This is a genomic window from Thermanaeromonas sp. C210, assembly GCF_013167955.1.
Classification (GTDB): domain Bacteria; phylum Bacillota; class DSM-521; order Neomoorellales; family Neomoorellaceae; genus UBA12545.
This window is the reverse complement of record NZ_BLWF01000002.1, coordinates 241310-261681: the sequence shown is the minus strand read 5'-3', so window position 1 is coordinate 261681 and position 20372 is coordinate 241310. Positions and strand designations below refer to the sequence as shown.

Below are 20372 nucleotides of genomic sequence, written 5' to 3'. Positions count from 1 at the left end.
AGGCGACTGAAAGCATTTTATTAGGGAAAGGATGGGAAAGGCGTGCTGGAAGATTTAAAACCCCGCTTTGAGAGCCTAAAGGAACGTTTAGAAGAATTGAGGGTTTCTCTTTGACCTGGCGGCGGCCCAGGAAGAGATAGAGCGGCTGGAAGAAGAAATGGGCAGCCCTGTCTTTTGGGAAGACCGCGAGCGGGCCGAAGCGGTGACCAGGCGGGTTACGGCTTTAAGGGAAAAGGTGGACCGGGTCGAGAACCTGGCGGCCAAGCTGGGGCAGATCCATGAGCTCTGGGAGCTGGCCCTGGCCGAAAAGGATGATTCCCTAGAAGAAGAAATAAGTAAAGAACTGGCAGAGATGGAAGGCAAAGTGGAGGAAGTGGCCGTAGGGACCCTCCTGTCCGGCCCGTACGACCGCAATAATGCCATTTTATCCCTTCACCCAGGGGCCGGGGGCACCGAATCCCAGGATTGGGCGGCCATGCTCCTCCGGATGTATACGCGCTGGGCCGAGGAACAAGGTTTTAACGTGGAACTCCTCGATTACCTGGAGGGCGAAGAGGCGGGGATTAAGAGCGCCACCCTACTGGTAAAAGGGGAGAATGCCTACGGCTACCTTAAAGCGGAAAAGGGGATCCACCGCCTGGTGCGCATTTCCCCCTTCGATGCTGCCGGCCGGAGGCACACCTCCTTTGCCTCCGTAGACGTAATCCCCGAAGTAGAGTTTGAGGACGACATCGAGATAAAACCGGAAGACCTTAAGATCGATACCTTTCGGTCCCAGGGAGCCGGCGGACAGTACGTAAATAAGACGGACTCGGCCGTGCGGATTACCCACCTCCCCACGGGGATTGTAGTTACGTGTCAGAATGAGCGTTCCCAACATGCTAACCGCCTAGCGGCCATGAAAATTCTAAAAGCCAAGCTGTTGGAAAGGAAGATGAAGGAGCAGGAGGAAGAGCTGGCCCGCCTCCGGGGCGAGCAGAGGGAAATAGCCTGGGGCAACCAGATCCGCTCTTACGTCTTCCACCCCTATAGCCTGGTAAAGGACCACCGGACAGGGGTGGAGGTGGGCAATGTGCAGGCCGTCATGGACGGGTGGCTGGATCCCTTTATCCAGGCCTACCTGCGGAAATATGCAAGCCCAAGGGCTTAGGGGCCGGAAAAAGAGAACCGGCTCCTTTTTTGTTCCCTTCCTCTGGCTAAATCGCGCTAGGCTAAAAAGTGGGTTAAATCTGAGTTACCTCCCCTTTCTGGGGCAAAGGCCTGCCCTGGCTCGCAAGCGAGCGAACAAGCCTTCGCGGCTGCCAAACTTCACGAAGCCGAAAGCGGAGGCGGGGCCGAGGCCATGAACGGCCGAGGCCGGCAACTGAGACAGGATGTCGAATTTGCCGGGAACCCCGCCGGAGCTTGAGGTTGAGTGACAGTTTGGCCCGCGAGGGTTTCTGGAGCGAGCGAAAGCCAGGCAGGCCTAGGCTAAAAAGCGGGGATGCGTCAGGTACTAAATCCTTGACAGCTTCCCTCCCGTGGATTAATATGGAATTAGTATTTTTGGGTTTTTTGGGGAATATTTTATTTACCTTTTGGGTATTTTGGGATCAAGATTCCATCCTGCAGGAAGGGGAGGATAGCCGTGAATCTGCCCAGTAACTGGGAGGGGGCCAAGAAGCTGGTGACGGAAAAGGCCCTCCAGGAAGCCTTCAAGTACATCGAGCGCAATCCGGAAGAAAATTTCCCCCGGCTGCTGAACTTCGCCCGCCTCATAGCCCGGAAGAAGGAGCACAAGGACCAGATCGACAGGCTCTTGCAGGCCTACCGGGAAAACGAAGCCGTCAGTACTTACGTTAACAGGCTCTTTACGCAACTGCATCCCAATGTGAAAAAGCGCATGGTCTACAACTGGTTTGTTAATGCCATGCTTTTGGGCATTCCCCGCCAGCAGCAGGTGGAAGAGGAGACGGGGATACATATCCCCAACTTCTTCTTGGTAGACCCTACCAGCGCCTGCAACCTGCGCTGTTACGGGTGCTGGGCGGGTAAGTATGCCCAGCACGATACCCTGGACCTGCCCTTGATGGACCGCCTCTGCCGGGAAGCTAAAGAGGTGGGTATTTACTGGCTGGCCATGTCGGGCGGGGAACCCTTCCTGTGGCCTCACTTATTCGAGCTGGCCGAACGCCACCCGGATATGGCCTTCATGATTTACACCAACGGAACCCTCATCGATGACCGAGTGGCCGACCGGATTGTGGAGGTGGGCAACATCTCCCCCGCCATCAGCATGGAGGGCTGGCGAGAACGAACCGACGGGCGCCGGGGACGGGGAGTCTTCGACCGCATAGTGGCCGCCATGGACCGGCTGCGGGAGAGGGGAGCGGTCTTCGGCGTCTCCATCACCATAACGAGACAAAACGTAGAAGAGATTACCAGCGACGAGTTCATCGACTTTTTGATCGAGCGCGGTGTGGCCTACGGCTGGACGTTCCATTATATACCTATCGGGAGGGACCCGGATCTTTCCCTGGTAATCACCCCCGAGCAGCGCGCGTATCTGGCGGAGCGCATCCCTTATATACGCACCCACAAGCCCATCCAGATCGCCGACTTCTGGAACGACGGTGAGTTAACCCTGGGCTGCATTGCCGGCGGCCGCCGTTACTTCCACATTACCGCCAGCGGAGCGGTGGAACCCTGCGCCTTTGTCCACTTTGCCGTGGACAATATCAAGGAAAAGAGCCTGAAGGAAATCCTGGCCTCTCCCCTGTTTAAGGCTTACCAGAAACGCCAACCCTTTAGCGACAACCTTTTGCGGCCCTGCCCCATCATCGATGTGCCTGTGGCCCTGCGCCAGATTGTGGCGGAAACCGGAGCCAAACCTACCCATGAGGGGGCCGAAGCGGTTTTGAGCGGCAGCATAGCCTCTTTTCTGGATGCCCACTCGGCCAGGTGGGCCCAGGTGGCCGACGGCATCTGGCAGGAGAGACACCCCGAATTAGGGAGTAAAGAATTGACAGCCGGCAAATAGGAATGGTATCCTGGTCGGGGGAAGGATTCCGACGTCACTAGGGGAGAGGACACCACCATGCTTACCCGGCGGCGACTAGAGTTCCTGAACCGGATAAAGAAGCTCTATCAGGAAACCCTGGCTCCCGTCCACTACGTCACCGTGGCGGAAAATCTCCGGGTCAGCAAGTGGACGGCCTATGACTTGCTGCGCGAGCTGGAAAAGGAAGGTTTTCTGGAGCGGGAATACGTGGTGAGCAGCGGGGATAAGCTGCGGGGTCGCTCTATGATCATGTTTGTGCCTACGGAGAAGGCCTACAAGGTGACGGACGGAGAAGCTGGCGGGGGGGGTACCCCGTGCGGCGAGTGGCAGGAAGTGAGGGAGCGGCTCCTCAACATCTTCAGGAGCTGGTCGCCTCGGGAGGTAAAAGGGGCACTTCCGGAGCTGATCCAGGAGCTCCAGGGTAAGGAACACCGCTTGATTGCAGGAGCGTATACTTTGACCGTGCTGCTCATTTACCTGAGATCCCTGGGAGAGAAGGGGCTGGCTTACATACGAGCCGCCCTGGAGAAGGTAGCCCGGCCCGAATGGGGTCTGGCCCTGGTTACCGGGACCGTCCTGGGCATGGCGGCCAAAGACCCACCCCAGGTGCCCTTTGTCACCCAGGTGACGCGTTATATACACCACCTCCAGGAGGAGATGGAACACTTCACCCTGCGGGAAAAAAAGCTTTTGGCCGATTTTATGCGGGAGGCCCTGAAACAGAATTAAGAAGGTGATTTTAGCGGCCTGGGATCCACACCCCAGGCTGTTTTGTTGGAGTTTCCGGCAAAGGCCGGTAGTTGACTATTATAAACCCAGGGTGTGCCGTAAACTAAATAGGCAGGAGTTTGACGCCCGATGTCGAAGAAACTGGAACGGGAAATACGTTCATATATAGGGATAACGGCGGGCTGTTTTTTGACGGGGTTGGGCCTCGTTCTTTTTTTGGTGCCCAATAAAATAGCCGCCGGCGGAGTTAGCGGCCTGGCCACGGTCCTCTATCATATTATCGGGGTCCCCGTAGGGCTGACCATGCTGGTCCTCAACGTACCCCTTTTTATGGCCGGGCTCAAAGTCCTGGGCCTGCGTTTCGGGGTCAAAACCCTTTACGGCACCGTGGCCCTTTCCCTCCTTACCGACGCTTTAAGCCTCGTGTTGCGTCCAGCTACCTTTGACTCTCTTTTGGCCGCCATTTACGGTGGTATCCTTACCGGGGTAGGGTTGGGGGTCGTTTTTCGTTCCGGGGGTAGTACCGGGGGCACCGATCTGGCGGCCCTTCTTTTCCGGCGGTTTACCTCCTTGAGCGCCGGGATGGGTTTGTTGGTGGTGGATGCCCTGGTTATCGCCCTGGCGGGAATAGTGTTCGGCATGGAACTCGCCCTTTATGCCCTTCTGGCCCTTTTTCTTGCCAGCCGGGCCATCGATACCGTGCAGGAAGGTGGTGGATTTGCCAAGGCAGCCGTCATTATTTCGGATCACAGTGCGGAAATCGCCCGCCGGATTTTGACCGACCTGGACCGGGGAGCCACGGGGATCTGCGGGCGTGGAGTCTATACCAACCGGGGGCGCGAACTGCTTCTGGTAGTCGTCCAGCGGGCCGAAGTGACCAGGCTGAAGAACCTGGTGGCCGAAGTAGACCCCCGGGCCTTTGTAATCGTGAGCAATGTACATGAAGTTCTAGGGGAAGGCTTTCGCGAATGGAGGGACAATTGAATTGGACTGGCTGCACGACTTAGAAGAAAAAGCCCGCCTCATCCGGAGGGATATTGTTACCATGATAGGGGTGGCCGGTTCGGGCCATCCCGGCGGCTCCCTATCGGCGGTGGAAATCGTGACCGCCCTTTACTTCCACATCATGCGGCTAGATCCCCAGAACCCCGACTGGCCGGACCGGGACCGCTTCATCCTGTCCAAGGGACATGCGGCCCCCCTCCTTTATGCAGTCCTCGCCCACAGGGGCTATTTCCCCCGGGAAGAGCTTTTTACCTTAAGGAAGCTGGGCAGCCGGCTACAGGGGCATCCCGACCGCAAGTCCCTGCCGGGGGTGGAAATGTCCACCGGCTCCCTGGGCCAGGGGTTGTCCGTAGCCAACGGCATCGCCCTGGCGGGCCGTCTAGACGGGCGCTCCTATCGGGTTTATGTGTTGTTGGGGGATGGGGAGCTGGAGGAAGGTATGGTCTGGGAAGCGGCTATGGCGGCAGCCCACTATAAGCTGGACCGGGTTACCGCCTTCGTCGACCACAACGGGCTCCAAATCGACGGTCCTATAAGGGAAGTTTTGTCGCCGGAACCCATTGCCGCCAAGTTCCAGGCCTTCGGGTGGGAAGTTTTAACCATTGACGGTCACGATTTCGGCCAGATAATCCGGGCCGTGGAAGAAGCTAAAGGGATTAAAGGCCGGCCCACGGCCATTGTGGCCGAAACTGTGAAGGGCAAAGGAGTGGGCTTCATGGAGCATCAGGTGGGTTGGCACGGTGTGGCTCCCAAGCCGGAGGAAGTCGAACGGGCCCTCAATGAACTGGAAAGGGGGGAGGGCCGTGGCTAAATTGGCTACCAGGGAAGCCTACGGCCGGGCCCTGGTGGAGCTGGGCCGGCAAGACGAGCGGGTGGTGGTTCTGGACGCCGATCTTTCCAAATCCACCAAGACCGAATACTTTGCCCGCGAATTTCCCCACCGGTTCTTTAATATGGGCATTGCCGAGCAGAACTTAATGGGCACCGCCGCGGGATTGGCCCTCTGCGGCAAGATTCCTTTTGCCAGCAGTTTTGCCATCTTTGCTACGGGGCGGGCCTTCGAGCAGGTGCGCAATTCCATAGCCTACCCCCGGCTAAATGTAAAAATTGCCGCCAGCCATGCCGGGATCACCGTGGGGGAGGACGGCGCCTCCCACCAGTCGGTGGAGGACATCGCCCTTATGCGGGCCCTTCCCAACATGACGGTGATCGTGCCGGCCGACGGGGTGGAAACCCGTCAGGCCGTTTTCGCCGCCGCCCGGCATGAGGGGCCGGTGTATATTCGCCTGGGCCGTATGAGCGTTCCGATCATCTACGATGAGGACTACCGGTTCCAGGTGGGGAAGGCCCACCGCCTGCGCCGCGGCAGGGATGCCACCATCCTGGCCTGCGGCTATATGGTAGCCCTGGCCCTGGAAGCCGCCCGGCGTCTGGAGGCCGAAGGCCTCTCGGTGGGAGTCTTGAACGTGAGCACTATTAAACCCCTGGATCGGGAGGCCGTGGTAGAGGCGGCCCGGGAGACCGGTGCCCTGGTTACGGCCGAGGAGCACAGCATTATAGGCGGTTTGGGCAGCGCCGTGGCCGAGGTCCTGGCGGAAGAATACCCGGTTCCCCTGCGGAGGGTTGGCCTGCGGGATACCTTCGGGGAGTCCGGTTCCCCGGAAGATCTTTTACGTCGATATGGCCTGTCGGTGCCAGACATAGAAAAAAATGTCAGGGAAGTTCTGTTACAAAAGTAGACCTCCGAAGAGGAATTTTGCTGGTAATGTCGAAAACAACCCTACGGGGTTGTTTCTTTCTGTCTTCTTTGGGGGTAGGTGAAGGGTTGGTCCAGTTTTTCAACGTAACCAAAGTCTACAACCAGAACATATATGCCCTGAAGGATGTCAGCGTAAAAATCGATAAAGGTGAGTTTGTGTTTCTGGTGGGGCCCAGCGGGGCAGGAAAAACAACTTTTATTCGTTTGCTGTTCCGCGAGGAGCTGCCTACCAAGGGTCAAATCATTGTGGCGGGCCGCAGCATAACGCGCCTCCGCCCCCGCGAAATACCCATGCTTCGCCGTAATATTGGCGTTATCTTTCAGGATTTTCGCCTTCTGCCGGACCGTACCGTCTTCGAGAATGTGGCCTTTGCCTTGCAGGTGGTCGAAGCGCCTCCCCGGGAGATCAAGGCCAGGGTGGAGGAGGTCCTGGCCCAGGTAGGGTTGCTGGGCAAGGCCCATCTTTTTCCCCACCAGCTTTCGGGCGGTGAACAGCAGCGGACGGCCATTGCTCGGGCCATTGTCAACCGTCCCCGCATCCTCATGGCGGACGAGCCCACCGGGAACCTGGATCCCGCCACCTCCCGGGAGATCATGGCTTTACTCCTGGAAATCAACCGCCTGGGCACCACCGTCATCATGGCCACCCATGCCTGGGATATAGTCAACACGCTAAAACGGCGGGTCATCGCCCTGGACAAGGGCCGGCTGGTGCGCGACGACAGGGAAGGGGTTTACGGTTATGAAGCTTAGGACCTTCGGGCTGTTCCTGCGGCAGGCCGCCCTTTCCCTGTGGCGCAATGCCTGGATGAGCTTGGCGGCAGCCATCAGCGTGGCGGTGACCCTTTTTATCTTAGGTACCTTCATCCTCCTCATCCTCAACATTAACTTTATCGCCACTACTTTGCAGTCTAACGTGGAAATTGCCGCCTTTTTAGAAGTAGATGTTCCGCGCTCAGAGGCCCTGGCTTTACAGGAGCGCCTTAAGAATTTCCCAGGAGTAACCGATGTAGTGTTGGTGACCAAAGAGGAAGGCCTTAAGACCCTGGCCCAGCAGTTCGGGAGCGAAGAAGAACTCCTGAAGGCCACAGGGGGAGTGAACCCCCTGCCCGATTATCTGCGCGTCAAGGTGCAGGACCCGGCCCAGATCGGCGAAATCGCCCAAGCCATCCACAGCATGCCGGGGGTAGAAGAGGTCAACTACGGTCAGGCGGTGGTGGAAAGGCTGCTGGCGGTGGTGCGCTGGGTGCGCTACCTGGGGGCCGGCATAGTGGTTCTCCTCGGTGTCGGTAGCCTCCTGCTTCTCATGATCACCATTCGCTTGGCGGTTTACGCCCGGCGCCGGGAGATCAACATCATGAAATACGTGGGGGCTACCGACTGGTTTATCCGTTGGCCTTTTCTGCTGGAGGGCTTCTTTTTGGGCCTCACAGGGGGAGCTCTGGCAGCGGCTGCCGTGGCGGCCGGGTATTCGTCCCTCGTGAACAAAATTAGTCTAAGCCTGGTGTTTGTCCCCCTTCTGCGGGAGGGGTGGATCTTGTGGTATAGCGGTTTGGGCTTGACAGCCGGTGGGGCGGCTATAGGGGCGGCGGGAAGCCTTTTGGCCGTCCACCGCTTCTTGAAGGTTTAGCGGTCTGGGTTGCAGTATAATAAGGGAGGGTATGCCTTGCGTTCGCGAACGTTGGCCGGCATTATAGCCCTGTTTTTTCTCCTCGGCGTATCTCCTGCGGCCGGCAGCGGTTCTGATTTAGATGACCTGCGGCAGCAGCAGAAGGAACTGGAATCCAAGATCAAACAACAGAACCGGCTTCTGGAGAACAAGAAAAGCGAAGGAGAGGAGCTCCTGCAACAGCTTGAGGAGCTGGAGGCCGAGATAAAGGCCAAGGAACAGGAAATCCAGAGGCTGGAGGCGGAACTAGAGGCAGCCCAGGCGCGTGTGGATCGAGCTGCGGAAGAACTGGCGCGGGCAGAGGCCATGCAGCAGGAGCGCATCGATCTTTTCTGCCGGCGGCTCAAGGAAATCTATCAGAACGGTCAGGTAAGCTATCTGGAAGTCCTGCTCCAGTCCACGAGCTTTAATGATTTCGTGGTGCGCATGGAGTTGCTGGGTAAAATTGCCGAGAACGATATGCGCCTTGTAGAAGAGATCAAGGCGGAGATGGAGCGGATTGCCGCCCAGAAGGCGGCCCTGGAAGCGGAGCGGGACGCCCTGGCCAAGCTGAAGCGCCAGGCCGACGGGGAGCGGGCCGTGCTGGCCTCGCGCCAGGCCGAAAAACAGCGGCTCCTGGCCCGGGTGGAAGAGGAGAAGAAGAGGGTAGCCCAGGCCCTGGACGAATTGGAGGCTTTGTCCCGTCAGATTGCGGCCAAGATCCGGGCCATCCAGGCACAGAACAGGCGGCAGCTAGGTCCCCGGGGCACCAGCGATCTCTTATGGCCGCTGCGCGGATATACCAGCATCTCTTCACCCTTCGGCTGGCGCATTCACCCCCTGCTGAAGACCCAGCGGTTCCACAGCGGCATTGATATACCGGCTCCCATGGGAACCGAGGTGCTGGCCGCTGAAGACGGGCAGGTCATTTCCACCGGTTTCTTGGGAGCTTACGGGAATCACATAATCATTGATCACGGGGGCGGGTTCTCCACCATGTATGCCCACCTCTCTGCCATCCTAGTGAGGGAGGGACAGGAGGTAAAGCGGGGGCAGGTAATCGGGCGAGTGGGTTCCACCGGGTGGAGCACGGGACCCCACCTGCACTTCGAAACCCAGTTGCGAGGGGAGCCTACCAATCCGCTCCAGTATTATTGATACTAAAAGACGAGGCGCTCACATATGATGGACTAGCAGGTGCAAACTAAGTTATCAGGTAGGCGGTGGCAGGCTTGCGGAAAACCTGGCGTCGAGTTGTTTATGGCCTCCTGGCCCTTTGCGTATTGGTGACCGCAGGATTGGTCGTGGCGGTGGCGGCCCACTACCAGAGGGTCCAGGAGGCAGTACGGGTTTACAGTCTGGTACGGTGGCAGTCTTTAAACCCCGTTCCGGTGGACAAATTGCTGGAGGGGGCCATCAAGGGTATGGTGGAAGCCCTTGATGACCCTTATTCTTCTTATTTGCCCCCTGACGTGTACCGGCGGTTAGAAGAACATGTACAGGGTACCTACGGCGGAGTGGGCTTACTTATTACCCTGGAGGAGGAAGACAGGCGCTTAGTGGTGGTTTCCCCTTTCAAAGGCAGTCCTGCCTGGCGGGCGGGTATAAAGAGCGGGGATTATATCCTGGCCATCGACGACCGCGACACGGCGGGTATGGACCTGGATACCGCCGCCAGCCTTATGCAGGGCGAACCTGGAACCCGCGTCCAACTCACGGTCCTCACTCCGGGGGCGGCGGAGCCGCGCAAGATTACCCTGGTACGGGAAAACATTAAAATACCTACCGTGGATGGTCGGATGCTTCCGGCCTACCCTGGAATCGGTTACATCAGCCTCAGCATGATCAACGAACAGACGGGGAGAGACCTGGGACAGCTACTGGGAGAGCTGCGGGGGCAGGGCTTGCGGGGCCTGGTGCTGGACCTGCGCAACAACCCCGGGGGATCCCTGCACGGCGCGGTGGAAGTGGCGTCCTACTTTGTGCCCCGGGGGCCGGTGGTCTACATTGTGGACCAGAAAAGGACCGAGGCCCTGGAGGCCACGGGACACAATATTCAGGTGCCCCTGGTGGTGCTGATAAACAAGGGCAGTGCCAGCGCGGCGGAAATAATAGCCGGGGCCATAAAAGACACCGGGTCGGGAGTTCTGGTAGGGGAGACTAGCTTCGGCAAAGGGGTAGTGCAGACCCTTTTCGAGTTGAAGGGAGGTGCGGCGGTTAAGCTCACCACCCATAAATACTTGACGCCGGCAAAAAGGGATATAGATAAAACCGGGATAACACCCGACTACCAGGTGCCCCTTGATCCCCAGGTGGAGCAAGAAGTCCTGGCCAACCCTCCCGACCTGGAGCGGGATGCCCAGTTAAAGAAGGCGGTGGAAATTCTGCAGGCAAAGCTGGCCGAGCGCCCGGCGGCTTGAGGGAGACCTTTTTTCGGGTTATTAAGGGCCGGCGGACATGCGAAAAGGCCCCGGGCGAGCGGCAGGGGGGCGAGTTTTTAGGTGGCTTGGCCGCCAACGAGGTATTTTAGTAGGGAGCAGGATGAAGCGTTGATACCTTTACAGGACATTATTCCCTTTATCCTTCATGCGCAGCTGAGTCTGCTGTTAAATCCTCTTTTCTGGCTGCTGGTGCTCCTGGTGGGCTACCAGTATCGGCGGGTGACGCGGCTGAAACAGGAGCTCTTTGGCGTGGGCGGGGAACCCGTCTGGCAGTACACCCTTCTGGCTACCTTTCACGGCCTCCTGGGGGGCCTGGGAGGTAGCTTCGTTATGGTGCTGGTGGGTGTTTCGCTGAGTAACATAGGAATTAGTTATTTATGGGGCCTGGCCCTAATCCTCATGCTTTTGAGCCCCCGCTTCCTCTGTTTTTCCTATGCGGGGGGCATTGTCTCCCTGGTCAGCCTGATTTTTGGTTGGCCCCAGGTAGATGTTCCTCACCTCATGGGCCTGATAGCCGTGTTACACATGGTGGAGGCGGTCCTCATCCGTATAAGCGGGCACTTGGGCGCTGTTCCCGTATACACCGAGCACCGGGGGCAGGTGGTGGGAGCCTTCAACATGCAGAAGTTCTGGCCTATCCCCATTGCCGCCCTGGCTCTGGTATCCCTGCCGCCGTGGCTGCAGGCGGGCGGGGTAGTACCCATGCCTGATTGGTGGCCCCTGATCCGGCCGGCGGCCATGCCCGATCCTGAAGAGGCCCTGTTTGTAGTGCTGCCGGTAGCGGCGGGGTTGGGATACGGCGACGTGGCCATTACCACTTCCCCGGAACAAAAGAGCAGGGTGTCGGCCCGCCACCTGGCCTTCTACAGTCTCATACTGCTGGGCTTGGCCATCCTGGCTTCTTATGTCCGCCCCCTGGCCTGGCTGGCGGCCCTCTTTGCCCCTCTGGGCCACGAGTGCACCATATGGTTGGGGCGCCGGGCGGAAGCAAAAGGGCAGGCCTTTTACGTTTTTACCGAGAGCGGTGCCAGAATACTCGATGTTACCAAGAACAGCGCCGCCGCCCGGCTCGGGCTCAGGAGCGGCGACATTATTCTAGAGGTCAACGGTTTTCCGGTGACGGGCCGTGCGAGCCTGGCCGAGGCCGTGAGCGCAGGGGGAGGCAGGTTGGAGGTGCGGTTCTACCAAAGGGAAAGCGGGCAGGAACGGGTGGCCCTAACTTATAAAGGGCCCGATGAACCTCTAGGGACTATTTTGGTACCGGAGCCCGGGGATAAGCCCCAGGTAGAACTCTCCACCCGCGGCTGGCTCTATCGGTGGTGGCGGCAACACAAGGGTTAACTACCCGGAAAGTTGCCGCCACTACTCTTTGTGGTATAATACAGGGCAAGGGGGGGAAGGAATGGCTCGTTTCGTCCTGAAGGCTGATTTTGAGCCTAAGGGAGACCAGCCCAAGGCCATTGCGGCCCTGGTGGAGGGGCTTAAAAAGGGTTATCGCCACCAAACCCTGTTGGGAGCTACGGGCACGGGGAAAACCTATACCATGGCCCAGGTTATCCAGGCGGTACAGCGTCCCACCCTGGTGCTGGCTCCTAATAAGACCCTGGCGGCCCAGCTGTGCGGGGAATTCAAGGAGTTCTTCCCCCATAACGCGGTAGAGTATTTTGTGAGCTATTACGATTACTACCAGCCGGAGGCCTATGTACCGGAAACCGATACTTATATTGAGAAGGATAGCTCCATCAATGACGAGATAGATAAGCTGCGCCACTCGGCCACTGCCGCCCTGTTCGAGCGGAGAGACGTTATTATCGTGGCCAGCGTGTCCTGTATTTACGGCCTGGGTTCTCCCGAGGACTACAGCAAGCTCATGGTATCCCTGCGGGAGGGCCAGGAATACGATCGGGATGCCATTATCCGCAAACTGGTGGATATCCAGTACACCCGCAATGATTACGAACTGCGGCGGGGTACCTTCCGCGTCCACGGCGACGTCCTGGAAATATTCCCGGCTTCCTTTGATGCCAAGGCCATTCGCGTCGAGTTCTTCGGAGACGAAGTGGAACGCCTGCTGGAGATAGACACCCTGACGGGCGAAATCCTCGGGCGGCGTTACCACGTGGCCATCTTCCCCGCCAGCCACTATGTGGTGGAAGAGGCCAAGATGGAGCGGGCCCTGGCCAGTATTGAGGCCGAGCTGGAAGAGCGCCTTAAGGAGCTGAGGGACGCCGGGAAGCTCCTGGAGGCCCAGCGCCTGGAACAGCGCACCCGCTTTGATCTGGAGATGATGCGGGAAGTCGGGTTCTGTAAAGGGATCGAGAACTACTCGCGCCACCTCACCGGCCGGGCTCCGGGAGAACCGCCTTACACCCTGCTGGATTACTTTCCGCCCGATTTCCTGCTTTTCATTGACGAATCCCATATCGCCGTGCCCCAGATCGGGGGCATGTACGAGGGCGACTATTCCCGCAAGAAAACGTTAGTAGAATACGGCTTCCGCCTGCCCTCGGCCCTGGACAACCGGCCCTTGACCTTTGCCGAATTCATGGACCGCGTGAACCAGGTTATCTACGTATCGGCCACGCCGGGGCCCTTTGAGCTGGAGCACTCCCAGCAGGTCGTGGAGCAGATCATCCGGCCCACCGGGCTGGTGGACCCGGAAGTCATCGTCCGGCCGGTGGCGGGTCAGATGGACGACCTCCTGGGAGAGATCAGGAAGAGGGTGGCCAAGAACCAGCGGGTGCTGATAACCACCCTTACCAAGAGGATGGCCGAGGCCCTGACCGACTACCTGCAGGAAATGGGCATCAAGGTGCGCTACCTCCATTCGGATATCAACGCCATTGAGCGCATGGAAATCGTCCGGGACCTGCGCCTGGGGGTCTTCGACGTCCTGGTGGGCATCAACCTGCTGCGGGAAGGGTTGGACCTGCCGGAGGTGTCCCTGGTGGCCATCCTGGACGCCGACAAGGAAGGGTTCCTGCGCTCGGAACGCTCCCTCATCCAGACCATCGGGCGGGCCGCCCGCAATGCCGAGGGTCAAGTCATAATGTATGCCGATACCATTACGGAATCCATGCGCCGGGCCATTGATGAGACCAACCGGCGCCGCAAGATCCAGATGGAGTACAATCGGAAGCACGGCATCACCCCCCGGACGGTGGTCAAACCTGTGCGGGATGTCATCGAGGCCACCCGGGCGGCCGAAGAGCCGGCCACCTACCGGGCCAAACCGCCTCAAAAGAAGATGAACCGTAGAGAGCTGCGCTCCCTCATAAAGCGCCTGGAGAAGGAAATGCGGGAAGCGGCCCGGCGCCTCGAATTCGAGCGGGCGGCTGAACTGCGGGACGCCATCCTGGAGCTAAAGGAGCAGGCAGGCTAGCACCGGGGGCGGGCCGGGGCCGCCCGTCCGCAAGGGGACCGGGAACCGGTAAGGTCTTTGAGGGAGGGCATAGGGTAGGGATCTGGTATATGCCTAAAGAAAAGATCGTAGTCAAAGGTGCACGAGCCCACAATTTAAAGAATATCGATATAGAAATTCCCCGGGATAAGCTGGTGGTCATTACGGGGTTATCCGGGTCAGGGAAGTCCTCCCTGGCCTTTGATACCATTTACGCCGAGGGACAGCGCCGCTACGTGGAATCCCTATCGGCCTATGCCCGCCAGTTTTTGGGGCAGCTGGATAAGCCGGATGTGGACTACATCGAGGGCCTGTCGCCGGCTATTGCCATCGATCAGAAGACGGCCAGCCATAACCCCCGCTCTACCGTGGCCACGGTAACGGAAATCTACGATTACCTGCGCCTCCTTTTTGCGCGGGTGGGCCGGGTCCACTGCCCCCGGTGCGGACGGGCCATCGCTCCCCAGACGGTATCCCAGATGGTAGACCGCCTGCTGGCTTATCCCCAGGACACCCGGCTGCAGATCCTGGCGCCGGTGGTCCGGGGCCGCAAGGGAGAGTACCGCTCCCTTCTAGAGGAGATCCGCCGGAACGGCTACGTCCGGGTGCGGGTCGACGGTGAGCTGCGGGAGACCTCGGAAGAGATCAGGCTGGACAAGAACAAAAAGCATACCATAGAGGTTGTGGTGGACCGCCTTAAGATCCGGCCGGGCATTGAAAGGCGTTTGGCCGACTCCCTGGAAACCGCCCTTAAACTGGCGGATGACGTAGCCCTGGTGGAGGTGGAGGGCGGCGAAGACCTCCTCTTCAGCGCCAAGTTTGCCTGTCCCGACTGCGGTTTCAGCCTGCCGGAAGTGGCGCCGCGGCTGTTTTCCTTCAACAGCCCCTACGGGGCCTGCCCTGTATGCACGGGCCTGGGCACCAGCATGGAAGTGGACCCGGCCCTGGTTATACCCGACCCTACCCTCACGTTGAGGGAGGGGGCCATTGCTCCCTGGGGCCGCGGGGCCAACGGCTACCTCCAGATGCTGGAGTGCGTAGCCGAGCATTACGGCTTCAGTCTGGATGAGCCGGTGCGCAACCTGAAGCCGGAACATGTCCAGGTCCTCCTTTACGGCAGCGGGCGGGAGAGGATCCGCTTTCGCTACACGAACCGCTTCGGTGAGCACCGCAGCTACGAGGCCTCCTTCGAGGGCGTTATACCCAACCTGGAGAGGAGGTACCAGGAGACCGAGTCCGAATGGTCGCGAGCGGAGATCGAGGAGTTCATGAGCAAGAAACCCTGTCCCGCCTGCCAGGGAGCCCGGCTGAAGCCCGAGGCCCTGGCGGTACGCGTGGGGGGTAAGAATATTTATGAGGTAACCCGGCTTTCGGTGGCCGAGGCCCGGGAGTTCTTCGACGGGCTGGACCTCACCGAGCGGGAGCGGATAATCGCCCGGCAGATTCTAAAGGAGATCCGGTCCCGCCTGCAGTTCTTGATAGATGTGGGCCTCGACTACCTCACCCTGGACCGGCCGACCTCCACCCTCTCGGGAGGGGAGGCCCAGCGTATTCGCTTGGCCACCCAGATCGGGTCCCAGCTGGTGGGCGTGCTGTACATTTTGGACGAGCCCAGCATAGGGCTGCACCAGCGGGACAACGCGCGCCTCATAGCCACCCTGAAACACCTGCGCGACCTGGGCAACACGGTTATTGTCGTGGAGCACGATGAGGAAACCATGCGGGAAGCCGACTTTATCATCGATATCGGGCCCGGCGCCGGCGCCCACGGAGGCCAGGTGGTGGTGGCCGGGCCCTTAAACGAGGTCATGGCCTGTCCCCATTCTTTGACCGGCCAGTACTTGAGCGGCCAGCGCCGCATCCCCGTCCCGGCCGTCAGGAGGAAGCCGACGGAGAAGTGGCTGGAAATTTTGGGGGCGAGGGAACACAACCTCAAGGACATCGATGTCCGTTTTCCCCTGGGGACCTTTATCTGTGTGACCGGGGTGTCCGGGTCGGGGAAGAGCACCTTGGTGAACGAAATTTTGTATGCCGCCCTGGCCCAAAAGCTCAACGGCGCCCGGACGGCGCCCGGACGGTTCAGGGAGATCAGGGGAATCGAGCACCTGGACAAAGTTATTGCCGTGGACCAGGCGCCCATCGGCCGTACGCCCCGTTCAAACCCGGCTACCTACACCGGCGCCATGGACGATATCCGCAGTTTATTTGCCGCCACCCCCGAGGCCCGAGCCCGGGGCTACAAGCCGGGTCGCTTCAGCTTTAACCTTAAAGGCGGCCGCTGTGAGGCCTGCCGCGGCGACGGTATCATCAAGATTGAGATGCACTTCTTACCCGACGTGTACGTACCCTGTGAGGTGTGCAAGGGTAAGCGCTATAGCCGGGAAACCCTTGAAGTCAAATACAAAGGCAAGTCCATTGCCGATGTCCTGGATATGACCGTGGACGAGGCCGTCGAATTCTTTTCCGCCATTCCCCGCCTGCACCGGCGCCTCAGCACCCTCCAGGACGTGGGGCTGGGCTATATTAAACTGGGCCAGCCGGCCACTACTTTGTCCGGGGGAGAGGCCCAGCGGGTTAAGCTGGCCACGGAACTCGCCCGGCGGAGCAATGGCCGGACCCTGTACATACTGGATGAGCCCACCACGGGCCTCCACATGGCCGATGTCCACCGCCTGCTCACGGTGCTGCAGCGGCTGGTGGATGCGGGCAACACCGTGGTGGTGATTGAGCACAATCTGGATGTGATCAAGTCCGCCGACTACGTCATCGACCTGGGACCGGAAGGCGGGGACCGCGGCGGCTGGGTGGTGGCGGCCGGAACGCCGGAGGAGATCTGCCAGGTCCCTGCTTCCTACACGGGCCAGTTTCTCCAACCTGTGCTGGAGCGGGACCGGCCCTTCAACAACGAAATACGCCATGCGGGCTAAACCGCGGGGGAGGCCTGCTTTATTGCCCCCCCTTTTCTTCTCTGCTATAATGTTCCCAAGGTGTGCGGGGGCCTCTAAAGGGCGGGGGTTGGATGCCTACCCTTCAGTTCGGATTTAGAGTGGGAGGTTGTCGCCCCATGACAACGTACTGGAACAGCGCGGGTAAAGCTCATACCGCGGCCACGGTTAAACTGGCCGTAGAGAGGGCGCGGGAGCTGGGGATCAAACATATAGTGGTGGCCTCGGTTACGGGCTATGCCGCGGAGATGCTATTGAAGTATCCCGATCTGGAGAGGATATGCGTTACCCACCAGGCGGGCTTCAGCCGGCCCGGCGAGATGGAGATGCCCGCGGAGGTGCGGCGACGGCTGGAGGAGGGCGGTATGAAGGTCCTCACTACCACCCACCTCATGGCCGGTCTGGACCGGGCCTTGCGGCTGAAATTCCAGGGGTTGTACCCCTCAGAAATCGTGGCCAACACTCTGCGCCTTTTCGGACAGGGAACGAAGGTGGCAGTGGAGGTTGCCGGTATGGCCCTGGATGCCGGCCTTATACCCTACGGCGTGGATGTGGTCTCCCTCGGCGGGAGCAGCGAGGGCCTGGACACTGCCCTGGTGGTGCGTCCGGCCCATTCCCAGCATTTCTGGGAAACCAAGGTCAAGGAGATCATCTGCAAGCCACGGGAGTTCTAGGGTGCCATGCAGCTGGAGGAGAAGCTGGCCTGTCTGCCGGACCACCCGGGCGTCTACCTCATGAGGGATGCCAGCGGCAAAATCATCTATGTGGGCAAAGCGGCTTCCCTCAAGAGCCGGGTCCGTTCCTATTTTCACGGTCAGCGGCCGCCGCGGGTGGAGGCCCTGGTGCGCCAGATTGCCGACCTGGAGTACATCCTTACTGACAACGAAGTAGAGGCCCTTATTCTAGAATGCAACTTAATTAAAGAGCACCGGCCGCGCTATAACGTTAATCTCAAGGACGACAAGACCTATCCCTATCTTAAAATTACCGTGCAGGAAGAGTTCCCCCGCCTCCAGGTAACCAGACGGGTGGTGCGGGACGGTTCCCGCTACTTCGGCCCCTATACCCGGGTAGGGGCCTTGAAAGAGACCTTGAAGCTCCTGGGGCATCTCTTTCCCGTCCGGACCTGCCGCGATACCCCCTTGAAATCCAAGGGCCGTCCCTGCCTGAACGCCCACATCGGACGGTGCCTGGCCCCGTGTACCGGCCGGGTCAGTGCGGAAGAGTACCGACAGGCCGTCACCAACATGGTCCTGTTTCTAGAAGGAAAACAGGAAGACGTGGTCCGGGCCCTGCGTTCGGAAATGGAGGAGGCGGCCGCCAGGCTGGAATTCGAAAGGGCGGCCCGGCTGCGGGATAGGCTCAAGGCGGTGCAAGAGGTCCTAGAGCAGCAAAAGGTGGTAAGCCACGATTTCGACGACCGCGACGCCATCGCCCTGGCCCGGGAACAGGGGGAAGCCGTGGGGATGCTCTTCTTCATCCGGCAGGGAAAGATCATCGGACGGGAGCACTTTTTCCTGGAGGGCCAGGAAGGGCTGAAAACGGAAGAAGTCATGGCCGCCCTGGTAAAACAATACTACAGCCGGGGAGGAGAAATCCCGCCGGAGATTCTCCTGCACGATCCCGTGGAGGACCAGGAAACCATTGAAGCCTGGCTTTCCCGCCAGCGCGGCCGCAAGGTAAGGCTCAAGGTGCCTCGCCGCGGCGAGAAGGCTAAACTCCTGGCCATGGTCTATGAGAATGCCCGGACCGTCCTGCAGGAGCACCTCCTGGCCCGGGAAAGGAGGGAAGCCGGCGCCGCAGCAGCCCTGGAGGAGCTTAAAGGATTCCTGGCCCTGCCTGCGCTGCCCCACCGGATGGAGGCTTACGACATTTCTAATCTACAGGGCAGCGAAGTGGTGGGGTCCATGGTGGTCTTTGAAAAGGGACAGCCGCAGCCTGCTGCCTACCGCCGCTTCCGCATCAAAAACGTCAAGGGGCCCAACGATTTTGCCTCTCTCCAGGAGGTGCTGGAGCGGCGGTTCCGGCGGCTGAAGGAAGGAGATCCCAAATTTTCCGTACGGCCCGACCTCGTCCTCATCGACGGGGGCCGGGGTCAGCTCAACGCAGCCCGGGAGGTAATGCGGCGCCTGGGGGTAGGGGACATTCCCACCTTCAGCCTGGCCAAGGGTGAGGAGCTCCTCTACCGGGAGGAAGAAGCCCCCCCCCTGGAACTGCCGCGGGATAGCGCAGCCTTACGCCTCCTGCAGCGCCTCCGGGATGAAGCCCACCGCTTCGCCATTACCTTCCACCGCCAGCGGCGCTTAAAGGGGGCCACGGCCTCGGCCCTGGACGACATCCCGGGCGTGGGTCCCAAGCGCAAGCGGAACCTCTTGCGCCATTTCGGTTCCCTGGAGAACATCCGGCGGGCGAGTGTAGAGGAACTGGCGAGGGTAGAAGGGATGAACCGGGCGGTGGCGCTGAAAATCAAGGAAGCCCTGGATTGACCTGTTCCCCCAGGAACCCCGACGAGGGCGGCCGGGGCGTCCGGCCCACCAGATGCGGTACCCTGCGCGGGGTCACCGTCTTTGCTCTTTTGCTCGAAGGGAAGGAGAAGAACCGTTGCCTGAGATTCGCCTAGTTGCCCTGGACCTTGACGGCACCCTCCTGGACAGCCGGTCTGACCTGGAACCCCGGGCGAAAGAAGCTGTTCGCCGGGTGCAGGAAAAAGGGGTGGGCGTTACCCTGGCCACCGGCCGCATGTTCCGTTCCGCCCTGCCCTTTGCTCAGGAGCTGGGCCTCTCCCTGCCCTTGATCGTATATAACGGCGCCCTCATAAAGGATCCCCTGTCGGGGAAAGTATTCTGGCAGAGGCTGCTGCCCCTCGAGGTAGCCAGAAGCCTGGTCCTGAAGGCCCGGGCTTATAATCTGGCCTTTAATATTTATATAGACGACGAGCTCCTGGTAGAGGATGTGCGGTCGGAAAACATCTTGTATTCCCAGCAGGCCCGGGTGCCCCTTAATAGAGTAGACGATATGTTGAAGGTTCTTAAGACGGAGCCCATTAAATTTGTCGCCGTGCACCACGGGCCCGAATTAGACCGGCTGGAGGAGGAGGTGAGGCGGGATCTGGGAGACAGGGTATATATAACGCGCTCTTTTCCCCACTACCTGGAGATCATCAACCCCGAGGCCAGCAAGGCCAAGGGGCTGGCCCTCCTGGCGGCGAGCCGGGGGATATCCCCCCGGGAAGTCATGGTAATCGGCGACAGCTTCAACGATGTGGATATGTTTCGCTTTGCCGGCCTGGCGGTGGCCATGGGCAACGCCCCGCCTGGCGTCCGGGCGCATGCCGACTACGTTACGGGCACCAACGACGAAGGCGGCGTGGCCGAAGCTCTCACTCGGTTTATACTGGAGAGATAA

At 59.8% G+C, this 20372-nt stretch carries 16 protein-coding genes; all 16 read left to right on the top strand.

All coding sequences use genetic code 11. The annotated features are described in order from the left end of the window. Positions 1-42: 42 nt before the first annotated feature. The 16 genes from prfB (at position 43) to TAMC210_RS05285 (ending at position 20372) form a co-directional block, all read left to right on the top strand. Positions 43-1150 (top strand): peptide chain release factor 2 gene (gene prfB, locus TAMC210_RS05360; protein WP_373996438.1). Its coding sequence is split into 2 segments (ribosomal slippage): positions 43-99 and positions 101-1150, totalling 1107 coding nucleotides; the frame shifts between segments, so codons are not numbered across the junction. Between the two features lie 483 nt (positions 1151-1633). Continuing rightward, positions 1634-3019 (top strand): radical SAM protein, encoded by a 1386-nt coding sequence (locus tag TAMC210_RS05355; protein ID WP_373996441.1) that lies wholly within the window; start codon positions 1634-1636, stop codon positions 3017-3019. 57 nt (positions 3020-3076) lie between these two features. Continuing rightward, positions 3077-3769: a hypothetical protein gene (locus TAMC210_RS05350; protein WP_173297767.1), complete on the top strand. Its 693-nt coding sequence runs from the start codon at positions 3077-3079 to the stop codon at positions 3767-3769. Positions 3770-3898: 129 nt separating this feature from the next. Further along, positions 3899-4753, top strand: coding sequence for a YitT family protein (locus TAMC210_RS05345; protein ID WP_173297766.1), 855 nt, complete (start codon positions 3899-3901; stop codon positions 4751-4753). After that, complete coding sequence (locus tag TAMC210_RS05340) at positions 4749-5585, top strand: transketolase (RefSeq protein WP_173298149.1); 837 nt, start codon at positions 4749-4751, stop codon at positions 5583-5585. Before TAMC210_RS05345 ends, TAMC210_RS05340 begins: the two co-directional genes overlap by 5 nt. Then, positions 5578-6513: a transketolase family protein gene (locus tag TAMC210_RS05335; protein ID WP_254388524.1), complete on the top strand. Its 936-nt coding sequence runs from the start codon at positions 5578-5580 to the stop codon at positions 6511-6513. The genes TAMC210_RS05340 and TAMC210_RS05335 overlap by 8 nt, the downstream gene beginning before the upstream one ends. An 86-nt stretch (positions 6514-6599) precedes the next feature. Next, entirely contained in the window at positions 6600-7286 is a 687-nt protein-coding gene (gene ftsE, locus TAMC210_RS05330) for a cell division ATP-binding protein FtsE (RefSeq protein ID WP_173298148.1), read from the top strand. Further along, complete coding sequence (gene ftsX, locus TAMC210_RS05325; RefSeq protein ID WP_173297764.1) at positions 7276-8163, top strand: permease-like cell division protein FtsX; 888 nt, start codon at positions 7276-7278, stop codon at positions 8161-8163. Before ftsE ends, ftsX begins: the two co-directional genes overlap by 11 nt. 36 nt (positions 8164-8199) lie before the next feature. Beyond that, on the top strand, positions 8200-9339 hold the full coding sequence (locus tag TAMC210_RS05320; RefSeq protein ID WP_173297763.1) for a murein hydrolase activator EnvC family protein: 1140 nt from the start codon (positions 8200-8202) through the stop codon (positions 9337-9339). A gap of 74 nt (positions 9340-9413) precedes the next feature. After that, positions 9414-10601 carry a S41 family peptidase gene (locus TAMC210_RS05315; protein WP_173297762.1) on the top strand — a complete coding sequence of 396 codons (1188 nt, stop codon included), beginning with the start codon at positions 9414-9416 and terminating at the stop codon, positions 10599-10601. Positions 10602-10682: 81 nt separating this feature from the next. Then, positions 10683-11963, top strand: a complete 1281-nt coding sequence (locus tag TAMC210_RS05310) for a PDZ domain-containing protein (protein ID WP_173297761.1) — start codon at positions 10683-10685, stop codon at positions 11961-11963. A gap of 61 nt (positions 11964-12024) precedes the next feature. After that, positions 12025-14004 (top strand): excinuclease ABC subunit UvrB, encoded by a 1980-nt coding sequence (uvrB, locus tag TAMC210_RS05305; protein WP_173297760.1) that lies wholly within the window; start codon positions 12025-12027, stop codon positions 14002-14004. An 89-nt stretch (positions 14005-14093) separates the two neighbouring features. Continuing rightward, positions 14094-16949, top strand: coding sequence for an excinuclease ABC subunit UvrA (uvrA, locus tag TAMC210_RS05300; protein WP_173297759.1), 2856 nt, complete (start codon positions 14094-14096; stop codon positions 16947-16949). 137 nt (positions 16950-17086) lie between these two features. Next, a complete protein-coding gene (locus TAMC210_RS05295; protein WP_173297758.1) occupies positions 17087-17641 on the top strand; it encodes a pyruvate kinase alpha/beta domain-containing protein in 555 nt (184 codons plus the stop codon). Positions 17642-17647: 6 nt separating this feature from the next. Continuing rightward, entirely contained in the window at positions 17648-19453 is a 1806-nt protein-coding gene (gene uvrC / locus TAMC210_RS05290; RefSeq protein WP_173297757.1) for an excinuclease ABC subunit UvrC, read from the top strand. 115 nt (positions 19454-19568) lie between these two features. After that, a complete protein-coding gene (locus TAMC210_RS05285; RefSeq protein ID WP_173297756.1) occupies positions 19569-20372 on the top strand; it encodes a Cof-type HAD-IIB family hydrolase in 804 nt (267 codons plus the stop codon).